Here is a 12,923-nt window from a genome sequence, read left to right as displayed (position 1 = left end):
GCGGGCCTGGCCCGGCCCGCCCGACGATCAACGGATCTCGGTGGTGTCCTCGGGGCGCGACTGGCCGCGCGGCGGGGCGGACCACGGCGATTCGCCGCCCACCCGGCGGGGCAGCGGCTCGGTCGGCGTCGGATCGGCCGGGTAACCCAGGGTCAGCGGGGCGGTGTCGCGCTCCGCGGGCTCGGGCGACGGCCAGTCGGTGAGGGTGAAGTCGTCGCCGCGCGGGCCGTCCGCCGGCGCCGGCGTCAGGGCCGGCGCGGTGGCGGCCTGCGGCCACTGCCGCCAGCGTTGACCGCTGAACGTCGCCATGAGCAGCAGCAGGCCGAGCAGGAAGAGCGTGCCGTTCTGCACCGGCAGCGCCAGCGGCAGCGGGTCACCGAACACCTTCCACCCCTGCGGGATCGCGTCGCGCACCTCGAACGGCGCCACGAACATCCCGACGTACGGGGTGACCAGCAGCAGCCCGGCCACCAGCGGGCCCGCCGGTGAGAAGCGCAGTGTGCCGAGCAGCCCGAGCAGGACACCGCCGACACCGAGGTACACGGCCGGCTCGATCAGGTTGGCGGTGTTGAAGGTGCCGATCTCCACCCAGCGGTCGACCGTCCGGCTCGACCCGTCCTGCCCGAGTGTGACAAGCGCCCACGTGATGGGTGCCACCACCAACCCGGCGAGGAAGCTCCAGAGATGTCGCATCCGCGCACCGTACCGTTTCCGGCATGACCGAGCACCTCTCCGCCGCTCCGACCGGCAAGCCGACGTCGTACTCGCGCGTCACCCTCAGCAAGATCATGACTGCGGTGGACGTGAACCTCTACGGAACCGTCCACGGCGGGGTCCTGATGAAGTTCGTCGACGACGTGGCGGGCGCCGCCGCCGCCCGGCACAGCGGCGGGACGGCGGTCACCGCGGCGATCGACGAGATCGTCTTCTCCGAGGCCGTGCGGGTCGGTGACCTGGTGCACGCGCACGCCCAGGTGAACTGGACCGGGCAGACGTCGATGGAGGTGGGCGTGCGGGTGGTCGCCGAGCGGTGGGACTCGGCCGAGGACGCGCCGGTGCGGGTGGCCACGGCGTACCTGGTCTTCGTCGGGGTGGACGTCGGCGGTGCGCCGCGCATGGTCCGTCCGGTGCTGCCGGAGACGCCGGAGGACGAGCGCCGGTACCGGGAGGCCGAGATCCGGCGTGCACACCGCCTGGCCCGCCGCCGGGCCATCCAGGCGCACCGGGCGGGCTGAACCACATGGGTGGGTGGGCTGGAGTGTGGGCCGGGCACGCGTCGATCGGCGTACCCGGTGCGCAGAATGGCGCTTCGAGGTAGGGCAAGATGGCGCCACGGCCCATTCACAGTGTCGTGCGGGGCCAGGGGAGGGTGGAGCAGTGGGTGACGTGCTGTGGACGCCGCAGGCGGACGTGCTGGAGCGGTCCCGGATCGGCGACTACCTGCGCTGGCTGCGGGAGCACCGCGGGCTGGACTTCGCCGACTACGACGCGCTGTGGCGGTGGTCGGTCACCGACCTGGACGCGTTCTGGCGCTCGATCTGGGACCACTTCGAGGTGATCGCGCACACCCCGCCGACCGCCACCCTGGCCGAGCGGGGGATGCCCGGGGCCCGCTGGTTCCCGGGCGCCACCCTCAACTACGCCGAGAACGTGCTGCGGATGCCGGGCCGCGCCGACGACGACCCCGTGGTCATCGCGCACGGCCAGACCCGGGGGCCGGTCACCCTCACCGCCGGGGAGCTGCGCGAGCAGGTCCGCCGGGTGTCTGCCGGTCTGCGCCGCCTCGGCGTCACCGCCGGGGACCGGGTGGCGGCGTACGCCCCCAACATTCCCGAGACGTACGTCCTGCTGCTGGCCACCGCCAGCCTGGGGGCCATCTTCTCGTCCTGCGCGCCGGAGTTCGGCACGCGCAGCGTCACCGACCGGTGGCAGCAGATCGAGCCGACCGTGCTGGTCGCCGTGGACGGCTACCGCTACGGCGACAAGCCGGTGGACCGCCGCGCCGAGGTCGCCGCGATCCGGGCGGCCCTGCCGTCGCTGCGCCACACCGTGAGCATCGGCTACCTCGACCCGACGGGCTCCGCGCCCGAGGGCGCGCTGAGCTGGGCGGAGCTGGCCGCGCCCACCGACGAGCCGTCGACGTTCACGCCGGTGCCGTTCGACCACCCGCTGTACGTGCTCTACTCCTCGGGCACCACCGGCCTGCCGAAGCCGATCGTGCACGGCCACGGCGGCATCCTGCTGGAACACCTGAAGATGCTCGCCCTGCACCACGACCTCGGCCCGGCCGACCGCTTCTTCTGGTTCACCACCACCGGCTGGATGATGTGGAACTTCCTGGTCTCCGGGCCGGCGGTGGGCGCGGCCATCGTGCTGTTCGACGGCAACCCGGGGGTCCGGGCGGAGCCCGGCCAGCCGGCCGAGCCCGACCTCGGCGCGCTGTGGCGGCTGGCGGCCGAGACCAACACCACGTACTTCGGCACCTCGGCGCCGTTCCTGCTGGCCTGCCGCAAGGCCGGCCTGGTGCCCCGCGAGGTCGCCGACCTGTCCGCGCTGCGCGGTGTCGGTTCCACCGGTGCGCCGCTGCCCGCCGAGGGCTTTCATTGGGTGTACGACACCGTCGGCGACCAGGTGCAGCTCCAGTCGCTGTCGGGCGGCACCGACGTGTGCACGGGCTTCGTCGGCGGGGTGCCGCTGCTGCCGGTGTACGCCGGTGAGATCGCCTGCCGCGCGCTGGGCGCCAAGGTGGAGGCCCGCTCGGCCGACGGCACCCCGGTGATCGGCGAGCTGGGCGAGCTGGTGATCACCGAGCCGATGCCGAGCATGCCGGTGGGCTTCTGGAACGACCCGGACGGCACCCGCTACGCCGAGGCGTACTTCTCCGTCTACCCGGGCGTGTGGCGGCACGGTGACTGGATCACCATCAACTCCCGGGGCGGCTGCGTGATCACCGGGCGCTCCGACGCCACCCTCAACCGGGGCGGGGTGCGGCTCGGCACCGCCGAGTTCTACTCGGTGGTCGAGGGCCTCGACGAGGTCGTCGACTCGGTGGTGGTGCACCTGGAGGACGACGAGGGCGGCGCCGGTGAACTGCTGCTCTTCGTGGTGCTGGCCGACGGGCTGACGCTGGACGACGCGCTGCGGAAGAAGATCTGCCGCGAGCTGCGGACCGCCCTCTCACCCCGGCACGTGCCCGACGAGATCCACCAGGTACGCGCCGTGCCCCGCACCCTCTCGGCGAAGAAGCTGGAGGTGCCGGTCAAGAAGATCCTCACCGGCACCCCGGTCGACCAGGCCGCGGCCAAGGGCGCGCTGGTGAACCCGGAGTCGCTTACCGCGTTCGCCGCCCTGGCCCAACGCCGCCCTGCGAACAGGACGCCCGCCTGACAGTTGGCCGCGTGGCGACTCGTCTCCGCCCCGTCGGAGCGCATGGTGGTGACTGGGGTGTGCCCCGGCATACGCGTCCTTTGCTCTGCTTACGCGGACGCAACAGTCCGGGCCGCTTTCTGTTGCGCCGGTTGAAGCAGAGCAAAGGACGGACGCGTACCCACCGGCCCTTGGCCGTGCCGGGCGCCCACCCGGGGATCCCCGTGGTGCCGCGCTGCCGCGCCACCGGGGCGCCGGCGGGTGGGTCACGGGAGAGCGTGCGTGACCTTCTCCGTGGTCAGGCGGGTGGGGAGGTTGGCCGGGGCCGGGTTGGCGCACAGGACGACTGTGGCGGCCCGGGTCAGCGGGGCCAGGAGCCAGTCGACCGGATCCGGGTAGCGGCTGGCGTCGACCAGGACACGTGCCCCACGCTCGATGCCCAGCTCGTCGGCGCGGGCCTCGGCGCGGGCCAGCAGGTGCGCGTCGGCGGGGCCGGGACCGGACTGCGGGGTGAAGTGGTCGCCGTGCCCGCGTATCTCGACCACGTAGTCGGCGAAGCCGGGCGGCACCTGCCGCAGCGGGACGGCGAGCGGGGCGAGGCCCAGGGCGTACCGCTCGTCGGCGGGCCAGGACTGTGCTTCGTCGAGCCGGTCGGCGGCGGCGAAGAGAACGTCCACCGCGCCCGGGGTGTCGGCGACGGTCACCTTGGCTGACCAGCAGCCCAGCAGGACGGCGGCGGTCTGCCAGTGCGGGGGGAGCAGCACGCCGGCCGCTGTGCCCGGCGCGAGGCCGACCTCGTCGACGAGGAGGTTGGCGGTCTTCGACACCCAGTTCGCCAGGGTCGCGCCGGAGAGTTCGGTGCGGTCGCCGGTGGAGTCGTCGTACCAGGTCAGCAGCGGTCGGGTCGGGTCGGTCGCGATCGCGTCGGCGAACACCCGGGCAATGTTGTCGGCCATCGGCGCGAACGATACGCCTCCGCCGCCCGTACTCGATGACGATGACAAGTCGGCGTACCGTCGGGTCGCAGTCAGCGTCGGCCCCGTACTCCGGCGTAGGCTTTACCCCGGAGTGTTGTTCCCCACAGACCCACCCTCAAGGAGTCGCCCCGTGACCGCCGGTCGCCCGCCCCGCGTGCTCATCGACGCCACGAGTGTCCCCGCCGACCGTGGTGGCGTCGGTCGATACGTCGACGGTCTGCTCGGTGCCCTCGGCAAGGTGTGCGGGTCGGGGGTGGAGTTGGCCGTGGTGAGCCTCCGCACCGACCTGGAGCGTTACACCCGGATGCTGCCCGGCGCGGAGATCATCCCCGCTCCGGCCGCCGTGGCGCACCGCCCGGCCCGGCTCGCCTGGGAGCAGACCGGCCTGCCGCTGCTCGCACAGCAGGTCGGCGCGCACGTGCTGCACTCGCCCTTCTACACCTGCCCGCTGCGGGCCGGGTGCCCCGTCACGGTCACCGTGCACGACGCGACGTTCTTCACCGAGCCGGAGCACTACGACAAGTCCCGCCGCACGTTCTTCCGCAGCGCCATCAAGACCTCGATGCGCCGCGCCAACCGGGTGATCGTGCCCAGCAAGGCCACCCGGGACGAGCTGATCCGGCTGCTCGACGCCGACCCGACCCGTATCGACGTGGCCTACCACGGTGTCGACCACGACGCCTTCCACGCGCCCAGCGAGGAGGAGAAGGCCCGCGTGCGCGCCCGGCTGGGGCTGGGCAACAGCACGTACGTGGCCTTCCTCGGCGCCAAGGAGCCGCGCAAGAACGTGCCCAACCTGATCCGCGGCTGGGCCCGCGCGGTGGCCGACCGGGTCGACCCGCCGGCCCTGGTGATCGCCGGTGGGCAGGGGCACGACGACGACATCGACCGGGCGGTGGCCGAGGTCCCGTCCCACCTGCGGCTGCTGCGCCCCGGCTACCTGCGCTACGCCGACCTGCCCGGCTTCCTCGGTGGCGCGCTGGTCGCGGCATACCCGTCGTACGGCGAGGGGTTCGGCCTGCCGATCCTGGAGGCGATGGCGTGCGCCGCCCCGGTGCTGACCACCCCCCGGCTCTCGCTGCCGGAGGTGGGCGGCGACGCCGTCGCGTACACCTCGGAGGACCCGGGCCAGATCGCCACCGACCTGGCTGCCCTGCTCGACGACGAGCAGCGCCGGTTGTCGCTGGCGAAGGCGGGCTTCGACCGGGCCAAGGAGTTCACCTGGGAGTCCAGCGCCGAGGTGCACATCGCCGCCTGGAGTCGCGCCCGGTCGTAACCCTTCGGGCCTCTCGTGGTGACCCGTGCCACTGCGGGCGGATGCGTCGGGCATGATGTGCGGATGCTTTATGCGGTCATCCCGGCAGGTGGCAGCGGCACAAGGTTGTGGCCGTTGTCCCGCGCCGGCCACCCCAAGTTCCTCCACCCGCTGACCGGTACCAGCGCCTCGCTGCTCCAGGCGACCGTGGAGCGGCTCGCGCCGCTGACCACACCGGATCGGACCCTCGTGGTCACCGGCGCCGCGCACGTCGCGGCGGTCGCCCGGCAGCTGACCGGGCTGCCGGAGGAGAACATCCTGGTCGAGCCGTCCCCCCGGGATTCCTGCGCGGCGATCGCGCTGGCCGCGGCGGTGATCGCGCAGCGTGACCCGGACGCGGTCATGGGGAGCTTCGCGGCCGACCACCTGATCCGCGACCCGGACAGCTGGGTGCGCACGGTGCGGGAGGCGGTCCGGGGGGCCGAGCAGGGCATGCTGATGACGGTCGGGATCACCCCGACCCGGCCGGAGACCGGCTACGGCTACCTGGAGACCGGCGGCGAGACCGAGGGCACGCCGTGGCGCCAGGTGGCCGAGTTCAAGGAGAAGCCGGCCGCCGAGGTCGCCGAGGCGTACGTCCGCTCGGGCCGGCACCTGTGGAACGCGAGCATGTTCGTCTGGCGGGTGGACGTGTTCCTCGCCGAGTTGGCCCGCCAGCAGCCGGCGCTGCACGCGGGGGTCACCGCGATCGCCGCCGCCTGGGGCACCCCTGAGCAGGACGACGTGCTCGGCACGGTCTGGCCGACGCTGCCGAAGATCTCCGTCGACTACGCGGTGATGGAGGGCGCGGCCACCGCGGGTCGGGTCGCCACGGTGCCGGGCGATTTCGGCTGGAACGACGTCGGCGACTTCCACACCCTGGGTGATGTGCTGCCCGCCGACGACGCGGGCAACGTGGTGCTCGGCACCGACGCCAAGCCGGGCGTGCTCCTGCGGGACACCGCCAATCTGGTGGTGGTGCCGCAGTCGGGCCGGTTGGTGGCGGTCCTCGGTGTGCGCGACCTGATCGTGGTGGACACTCCGGACGCGGTGCTGGTCTGCCCGCGTGAGCGGGCCCAGGACGTCAAGCTCCTCGTCGACGAGCTGAAGGAGCGGGGCGAAGAGGGCTACGTCTGAGGGCCGCGAGGGCCGGCTCGACCAGTTGCGCCGTCCCGCCGGCCAGCGGCTCGGGCAGCCGATCGGGCGGGAACCATCCCAGCTCCTCGGCCTCGTCGCTGACCTGCTCGACGGCGCCGGGCGGGGCGACCACGGCGAACCGGACGTCGTAGTGGCGCGACCCGCCCTGGCAGAGCACCTCGTGCACGTCGATGTCGATCGGCACCGGATCGATGCGCAGGCCGTCGATGCCGGACTCCTCGGTGGCCTCGCGCAGCGCGGCCCCGACCAGGGTCTGGTCGACCGGTTCGCAGTGCCCGCCGAGCTGCACCCAGCGGCCGAACTTGGCGTGCAGGCAGAGCAGCACCCGTGCGCCGGTCGGGTCCAGCACCAGCGCGCTCGCGGTGACATGGCCGGGGCGGTGCTGCCGGCTCATCGCGACCGGGCCGGCGGCGAGCAGCGCGAGGGTCCGGTCCCGCGCGTCGGCCGCCGCCGGGCTGGTCGGCTGCCAGCCCTGCAGCAGCGCGACGGCGTCGGCGTGCAGCGTCGCGTACGACGCGGGATCGGTGGGGTCGACGGCGGGTCCGGTGAGCGCGGTGTCAGGCACCCCGTCACTGTACGAGCGTGCCCTCCGTACGCTGGCGCGGTGACCCTGCGACTCGTCGAATTCGTGGTGGCCGGCAACGAGGCAAGCGATCTGCTGCCGGTGCGATCGTCCGCGCTGCTGCAGTCGTACGGTGCTCGGCGGGGTTTCTGGACGGTGCTGGACGAGGGCCCGGTGGAGCGCTGCCTGGCCCTGCTGCTGGAGTTGGACGACGGTGAGTGGACGGCCCGGCACGTCACGGCGGACGCCGGGGTCGAGAACGGCCGGACCGAGGACGGTGAGGCGCTCGCCCACCACGACGGCTGGGTGTACGTCTTCGGCTCCCACTTCGGCTCGAAGGCGGGCCCGCTGCGCCCCCGTCGGGCGTTCGTGGCCCGGTTCCGCGAGGACGACGCGGCGGCCGGCCCGCTGCCGGTGCACGTGGTGCGCAACCGGTTCCGGCTGCACCGCGCGGTGAACGACGCCCTCGCCGCGTCCCCGCTGACCCTGCTGCCGCCGGGGAAGCGGGTGCGCGACCGGTTCATCGTGGAGACGCTGACCCGGGGGACCAGTCGGGCGAAGAGTTGGGTGAGTCGGCTGGCCCCGGACGACCTACCGTTGAACGTGGAGGCGGCGGCCTTCACCCCGGCCGGCACGGTGCTGCTCGGGTTGCGTTTTCCGGTCACCGGGGCCGGCGAGCCGATCCTGGTGGAGGTGTCCGGGGTGCCGGGCATGTTCGCCGCGGAGCCGGTGTGGCCCCGGGCGCTGGGGGCGTACGCGGTGACCGGGGTGACCCCGCCGGGCGAGCTGACCGGCTTCCGGGCGATCGCGCCGACGCCGGACGGCGGGTACGCGGCAGTGATCGGCTCGATCGACGCGCTGGGCAAGGGATCGGTGCTGCTCGACGACCATCCGGGCGGGGGCGCGGTCACGTCCCGGCACGTGCGGTTCCGGTTCCCGGCGGGGCGGACGGGCGACTCGTGCCGACTGGTCGGGGAGCCGGTGGCCGACCTGGCGCCGTTTCACCACGTCGAGGGGCTGGCCGAGCTGGACGGACGGCCGTTCTACGTCACGGACGAGGACCATCGGGTCGCGCTCTGGGTCGGCTGAGCGGGGCAGGCGTTTCCGCAGCGATGGGATGACCGGACGGCACCTCTGCGGAGCAAGGGCCGCAGACCCTCGTGGTGCCGCCCGATCACCGGTCCCTCCCCGGTCCCCGGTGCCCCGGCGCCGGTTACGTCCATGACGTGTCGGTGCCGTGCTCGGGCACTGGAAGCATGCCTAACTGGCCCCGGGGACGTCGAGGTTTTTCAGCCCAGGCTTAAAGATGGAGATAACTGCCGGCCGGGTAGAGTCGAACGGTCGCCCGGCATCCCTCTGCCGGCGACACGGGAGCGCTCCATGCTGAAGATCCACTTTTCCGGCGAGGACATTCTCCGGACCCGGGTGGCGCCGGCGGCCGACCCGGTCTGGGAGCTGGTCCTCAGCCTGCACGTGTTGCAGGGCCGCAACCGCGATCCGTTGACGTCGACCTGGCGGCGCACCGTGACTCGCGGTCTGCGCCAGGACGCCGCCTCCGACCAGCTCCGACTGCTCTTCGCCCTGAACCCGCCGCGCGGCTACTTCCCCGACTTCCTCACCCCGTACGCCAGCGTCGAGGGTTTCGAGGCGGGGCTGGAAGCGGTTCGCAGCACGCCGACCCAGCTGCTCCAGCGGGATCTGAACCTGCTGGCCGCCGAGAACCAACTGCCGGCCTCCGCCACCGCGCTGGCCCGCGGTGACGGGGCGATGCTGCGCCACCTCGCGGAGTCCATGGAGCAGTACCGGTCGCTCGCGATCGGCCCGTACTGGAGCCGGATCCAGTCGGCGGTGGCGGCGGACCGCACCCTCCGCGCGCGGGCCCTGCTCGACGGCGGCGTCGAAGGGCTGTTGGCCAGCCTTCGCCCGCGCATGCGCTGGGACAGCGGGGTGCTGGAGGTGCGCGACTACCCGCACAGCCGGGAGCTGCACCTGGACGGTCGAGGGCTGCTGTTGGTGCCGTCGTTCTTCTGCGCGGGCACCCCGGTCGCCCTGCTCGACCCGGCGCTGCCGCCGGTGCTGGTCTATCCGGTGGACCGGCTGGGCGGGATCGCCGCGACCGACGGCGACGCGTTGGCCGCGTCGAGCGCCGGCCGCGACTCGCTGGCCGCGCTGCTCGGCCGGACCAGGGCGGCGGTGCTGGAGGCCAGCCACGACGGCTGCACCACGGGCGAGGTGGCCCGCCGGCTCAACATCTCACCGGCGGCGGCCAGCCAGCACGCCACCGTGCTGCGCAACGCCGGCCTGCTCGTCAGTCACCGCGACCGCAACACCGTGCTGCACACGCTGACCCCGCTGGGCCGGGCCGTCCTGGACGCGTGAGTCTGGCCCGGCCGTGGGGTCACAGGGCGAGTGCGGCGCTGGCCGGGCTGCCGGCCGGCGGAGGCAGCAGCGTCGACCGGACACCCTCGGCGGTCAGGGCGACGCGCAGCCGGTGCAGGTCGGCGCCGAATCGGACCAGGTCCATCGGGTCGACCGGCGCCGGCGCGGTGCCGAGCACCAGCGCGCTGGCGTCGGCCGGCCAGCCCGGCACCTCGGCGACCAGGCCGGCGCGTACCTCCGCCTCGTCGACCAGGGTGAAGACCGTGCCGGGGGTGACCACCTCGGTGACCGCGTCGAGCGCCCGTCGCACCGCGGCCGGGTCGGCCGGCTCGGGGCCGATCGCCTCGGCGAGGGTCGCGGCCTCGGCCAGCCCGGACGCCCGAGCCTCGGCGGTGCCCAGCGAGAACAGGTCCTGCGCGGCATCACGGATGAGCGCCCGCGCGCCGTCGGAGTCGTCCGCGCGGGTGGCCGCGAGGTAGCCGCGCACCACGGCCACGGGGACCTGGTCACACTTGCCCTTGATCAACTCACCGGCACCCGCCAGCTCGTCCACCACCGCCATCTGGGTCAGTTGCAGCTCGTTGCCGTACGGGTCCACCTCGCCCCGATGGTCGCGGATGGCCGGCATCCCGGCCACCCCGAGCGCCACGTCGGTCAGCCCGTTGCGCCAGGGCCGGCCCATGGTGTCGCTGATGATCACGGCGACATCCAGGTCGTACCGTTCCCGGAGCGCGGCGCGCAGCTCCCGGGCCGACGCGTCCGGATCCACCGGCAACAGCACCAGCCGGGTCTTGTCGACGTTCGACGCGTCGATCCCGGCGGAGGCCATCACGAAGCCGTGGTGGGTCTGCACGATCCGGGTCGGCCCCCGGCTGGCCACCACCCGGGCGGTCTCACCGGCCAGCACCTCCTCGCGCGCGGCGAGCCGCTCCGGCCCGTCCGCCGGGACGTCGACCAGCCGCCCCTCCGCCTTCGAGACGATCTTGCTGGTCACCACCAGCACGTCGCCGTCGCGCAGCCATGGCGCGGCGGTGGCGATCAGCGCCGCCAGGTCGTCACCCTCGGTCACATGGCCGATGCCCAGCACCGGCAGGATCTCCAGCCTCACGTCAACTCCACCGCGGCGCGGACCATCGCCGCCGTCGCCGCCTCGTCGGTCATCCGCAGCGGCATCGCGCGGACCGTCACCTCCGGCACCAGCGTGTCGGCGTCCTCCTCGTCCACCAGCCAGCCGTCCAGCAGCCCACCCGCCGCCCGAGGGCCGTAGAGCCGGCCCACCCCGGCCGCGCTGCACTCGACCCCGAGCACGGCGAGACAGCGGTCGGCCATTCCCCGGACCGGGGCGCCGCCGATGATCGGCGAGACACCCACCACCGGCGCCGGGCCGTCGGTCACCGCCTCGCGCATCCCCGGTACGGCCAGCACCGGCGCGATGCTCACCACCGGGTTGCTCGGCGCGATCAACACCAGGTCGGCCGCGCCGATCGCCTCCCGCACCCCGGGTGCCGGCGTCGCCGTCTCCGCGCCGACGAAGACGAAACGGTGGGTGGGGATGTCGGCCCGGTACCGCACCCACCACTCCTGGAAGTGGATCGCCCGCTGGCCCTCGTCACCGTCGACGACCGCGTGGGTCTCCAGCCGGTCGTCGGTCGCCGGCAGCAGGCGTACGCCGGGCTGCCACCGCGTCGACAACGCCTCGGTGACGGCGCTCAGCGGGTAGCCGCCGTTGAGCATGGTGCTGCGCACCAGGTGGGTGGCGATGTCCTTGTCGCCAAGGCCGAACCAGGTCGGCTCCGCCCCGTACGCGGCCAGCTCCTCCTTGACCGTCCAGCTCTCGCCGACCCGGCCCCAGCCCCGCTCGGGGTCGGCGCCGCCACCGAGGGTGTACATGACGCTGTCCAGGTCGGGACAGATCTTCAACCCGTGCAGCCACAGGTCGTCGCCGACGTTGACCACGGCGGTCACCTCGGCGCCGACCTCGCGGGCGTACGCCCGGACGCCGAGCAGGAACCGGGCGCCGCCGATGCCGCCGGCCAGAACCACGATGCGCATGTCGACCATCCTCGCGTACGCGACGCCTCCGGTCCGCCGGTGGCCGGGGAGACTAGGCTCACGTGCGCCCTGTCCGTCCATGCCCCGAGGGGGAGTTCGTGACCAGCCCCGCCGAGCCCGCGTCCGCCGACGCGACGCAGGCCCGCCAGCTGACCAAGCCACTGCGCGAACTGGGTGCGCTCGCCCTGCTCGGCGCCAACGCCGTGTTCCTCTTCGTGGGGCTGCTCCGGCTGCTCACCCCGAACGACTACCGCGGTTTCACCGACCGAGCGGGCGATCAGTTCTTCTCGTTCATCGGGGTGGAGTCGGTGGCGCTGCCGCTGCTGGCCGTCCTGCTGGCCACCCACGTCGCGCCGGTGCTGCCGAAGGCGAAGCTGATCACGCAGGTGGCGCTGGGTGAGTACGCGGTCAGCGCGGTGCTCGGCACCCTCACCATGCTGATCTGGACGGTGGGCCGCCTCGCCGAGGCCGAGATCCTCGACGCGTTGCTCGGCCTCCTCGCCCGGTTCGCCTGGCTGGTGATCTTCGCGGTGGCCGCCTGGGTGGTCTTCACGATCTGGCGGGCGTTCTACTACGTGCCCAAGCCGAAGCCGCAGCCGGGCGTCTACGGCCAGCCGCAGCCGGGTTGGCCGCAGCAGCAGGGCGGTTGGCCGGCGCCGGGTCAGCCCGGTGGCCAGCCGCAGGGCGGATGGCCCGCTCCCGGCCAGCCGGGCGGTTACCCGCAGGCCGGCCAGCCGGGCGGTTACCCGCCGGCGCAGTTCCCCGGCCAGTACGGCCAGCCGTCCCCGCCGTTCCAGGCCCCGCAGTCCGCGCCGCCGCACCCGCAGTCCGCCCCGCCGTTCCCGCAGTCCGCGCCCCCGGCCAACCCGGCCCCGCAGTCGGCGCCGCCCGCGCCGCCGTTCGGGCAGCCGCCGTCGGCCGACCCGACCCAGACGATCCCGCGCCAGTCCGCCGAGCCGGCCTCCGCCGACCCCACCCAGGCCATCCCGCGCCCGGCCGACCCCGACGCCGACCGCACCCAACACATCAACCCGGGCGAGCACCCCGACCAGCCCCGCTGAGCCGCCAGCCCTCCGGGCTGGTGATGTTCGGGTCCTCCTTTGCTCTGCTTCAACCGAGGCAACGCCCGGCGTCC

The 12,923-nt window shown here is 73.6% G+C and carries 12 protein-coding genes; 7 read left to right on the top strand and 5 right to left on the bottom strand.

Annotated elements, in window-relative coordinates:
• Positions 1-27 precede the first annotated feature (27 nt).
• Entirely contained in the window at positions 28-693 is a 666-nt protein-coding gene (locus tag AB0J68_RS14075; protein WP_363938724.1) for a hypothetical protein, read from the bottom strand.
• A gap of 23 nt (positions 694-716) precedes the next feature.
• On the opposite strand from AB0J68_RS14075, the gene AB0J68_RS14070 reads away from it, so the two are divergent.
• Together AB0J68_RS14070 and AB0J68_RS14065 are read left to right on the top strand one after the other, a co-directional pair.
• A complete protein-coding gene (locus tag AB0J68_RS14070; protein WP_328423667.1) occupies positions 717-1,235 on the top strand; it encodes a hotdog domain-containing protein in 519 nt (172 codons plus the stop codon).
• Positions 1,236-1,377: 142 nt separating this feature from the next.
• The gene (locus tag AB0J68_RS14065; protein WP_363938721.1) at positions 1,378-3,387 is read left to right on the top strand and encodes an acetoacetate--CoA ligase; all 2,010 of its coding nucleotides are present in this window, start codon (positions 1,378-1,380) and stop codon (positions 3,385-3,387) included.
• A 245-nt stretch (positions 3,388-3,632) separates the two neighbouring features.
• Here the strand turns inward: AB0J68_RS14065 and AB0J68_RS14060 are convergent, their stop codons facing one another.
• The gene (locus tag AB0J68_RS14060; protein WP_363938718.1) at positions 3,633-4,322 is read right to left on the bottom strand and encodes a TIGR03089 family protein; all 690 of its coding nucleotides are present in this window, start codon (positions 4,320-4,322) and stop codon (positions 3,633-3,635) included.
• Between the two features lie 151 nt (positions 4,323-4,473).
• Between AB0J68_RS14060 and AB0J68_RS14055 the strand changes: the two genes are divergently transcribed.
• Together AB0J68_RS14055 and AB0J68_RS14050 are read left to right on the top strand one after the other, a co-directional pair.
• Positions 4,474-5,619, top strand: a complete 1,146-nt coding sequence (locus AB0J68_RS14055; protein ID WP_354854230.1) for a glycosyltransferase family 1 protein — start codon at positions 4,474-4,476, stop codon at positions 5,617-5,619.
• Between the two features lie 63 nt (positions 5,620-5,682).
• Positions 5,683-6,774, top strand: a complete 1,092-nt coding sequence (locus AB0J68_RS14050) for a sugar phosphate nucleotidyltransferase (protein WP_363938715.1) — start codon at positions 5,683-5,685, stop codon at positions 6,772-6,774.
• Here the strand turns inward: AB0J68_RS14050 and AB0J68_RS14045 are convergent.
• Positions 6,722-7,297, bottom strand: coding sequence for an NUDIX hydrolase (locus AB0J68_RS14045; RefSeq protein ID WP_355063221.1), 576 nt, complete (start codon positions 7,295-7,297; stop codon positions 6,722-6,724). The two genes, AB0J68_RS14050 and AB0J68_RS14045, sit on opposite strands and share 53 nt — an antisense overlap.
• Positions 7,298-7,399: 102 nt before the next feature.
• Here AB0J68_RS14045 and AB0J68_RS14040 point away from each other — a divergent pair, with 102 nt between their 5' ends.
• Together AB0J68_RS14040 and AB0J68_RS14035 are read left to right on the top strand one after the other, a co-directional pair.
• Positions 7,400-8,446, top strand: coding sequence for a hypothetical protein (locus tag AB0J68_RS14040; protein ID WP_363938712.1), 1,047 nt, complete (start codon positions 7,400-7,402; stop codon positions 8,444-8,446).
• Positions 8,447-8,737: 291 nt separating this feature from the next.
• Entirely contained in the window at positions 8,738-9,736 is a 999-nt protein-coding gene (locus tag AB0J68_RS14035; protein WP_355063017.1) for a winged helix-turn-helix domain-containing protein, read from the top strand.
• Between the two features lie 19 nt (positions 9,737-9,755).
• Here the strand turns inward: AB0J68_RS14035 and AB0J68_RS14030 are convergent, their stop codons facing one another.
• Both AB0J68_RS14030 and cofD read right to left on the bottom strand, forming a co-directional pair.
• On the bottom strand, positions 9,756-10,844 hold the full coding sequence (locus tag AB0J68_RS14030) for a coenzyme F420-0:L-glutamate ligase (RefSeq protein ID WP_363938709.1): 1,089 nt from the start codon (positions 10,842-10,844) through the stop codon (positions 9,756-9,758).
• A complete protein-coding gene (gene cofD, locus AB0J68_RS14025) occupies positions 10,841-11,788 on the bottom strand; it encodes a 2-phospho-L-lactate transferase (protein WP_354854238.1) in 948 nt (315 codons plus the stop codon). Before cofD ends, AB0J68_RS14030 begins: the two co-directional genes overlap by 4 nt.
• Before the next feature lie 98 nt (positions 11,789-11,886).
• Here cofD and AB0J68_RS14020 point away from each other — a divergent pair, with 98 nt between their 5' ends.
• Positions 11,887-12,849, top strand: coding sequence for a hypothetical protein (locus tag AB0J68_RS14020; RefSeq protein WP_363938706.1), 963 nt, complete (start codon positions 11,887-11,889; stop codon positions 12,847-12,849).
• Positions 12,850-12,923 lie beyond the last annotated feature (74 nt).

The sequence above is a fragment of the Micromonospora sp. NPDC049580 genome, from assembly GCF_040675595.1.
Taxonomy (GTDB): Bacteria; Actinomycetota; Actinomycetes; order Mycobacteriales; family Micromonosporaceae; genus Micromonospora.
Note: the sequence above shows the minus strand (reverse complement) of the source record. Positions and strands in the feature narration are given on the sequence as shown.

Bases quoted from the DNA above. Each gene is read 5' to 3' on its own strand.
- AB0J68_RS14075 (WP_363938724.1), bottom strand. From the start codon at position 693: ATGCGACATCTCTGGAGCTTCCTCGCCGGGTTGGTGGTGGCACCCATC.
- AB0J68_RS14070 (WP_328423667.1), top strand. From the start codon at position 717: ATGACCGAGCACCTCTCCGCCGCTCCGACCGGCAAGCCGACGTCGTAC.
- AB0J68_RS14060 (WP_363938718.1), bottom strand. From the start codon at position 4,322: ATGGCCGACAACATTGCCCGGGTGTTCGCCGACGCGATCGCGACCGAC.
- AB0J68_RS14050 (WP_363938715.1), top strand. From the start codon at position 5,683: ATGCTTTATGCGGTCATCCCGGCAGGTGGCAGCGGCACAAGGTTGTGG.
- AB0J68_RS14035 (WP_355063017.1), top strand. From the start codon at position 8,738: ATGCTGAAGATCCACTTTTCCGGCGAGGACATTCTCCGGACCCGGGTG.
- cofD (WP_354854238.1), bottom strand. From the start codon at position 11,788: ATGCGCATCGTGGTTCTGGCCGGCGGCATCGGCGGCGCCCGGTTCCTG.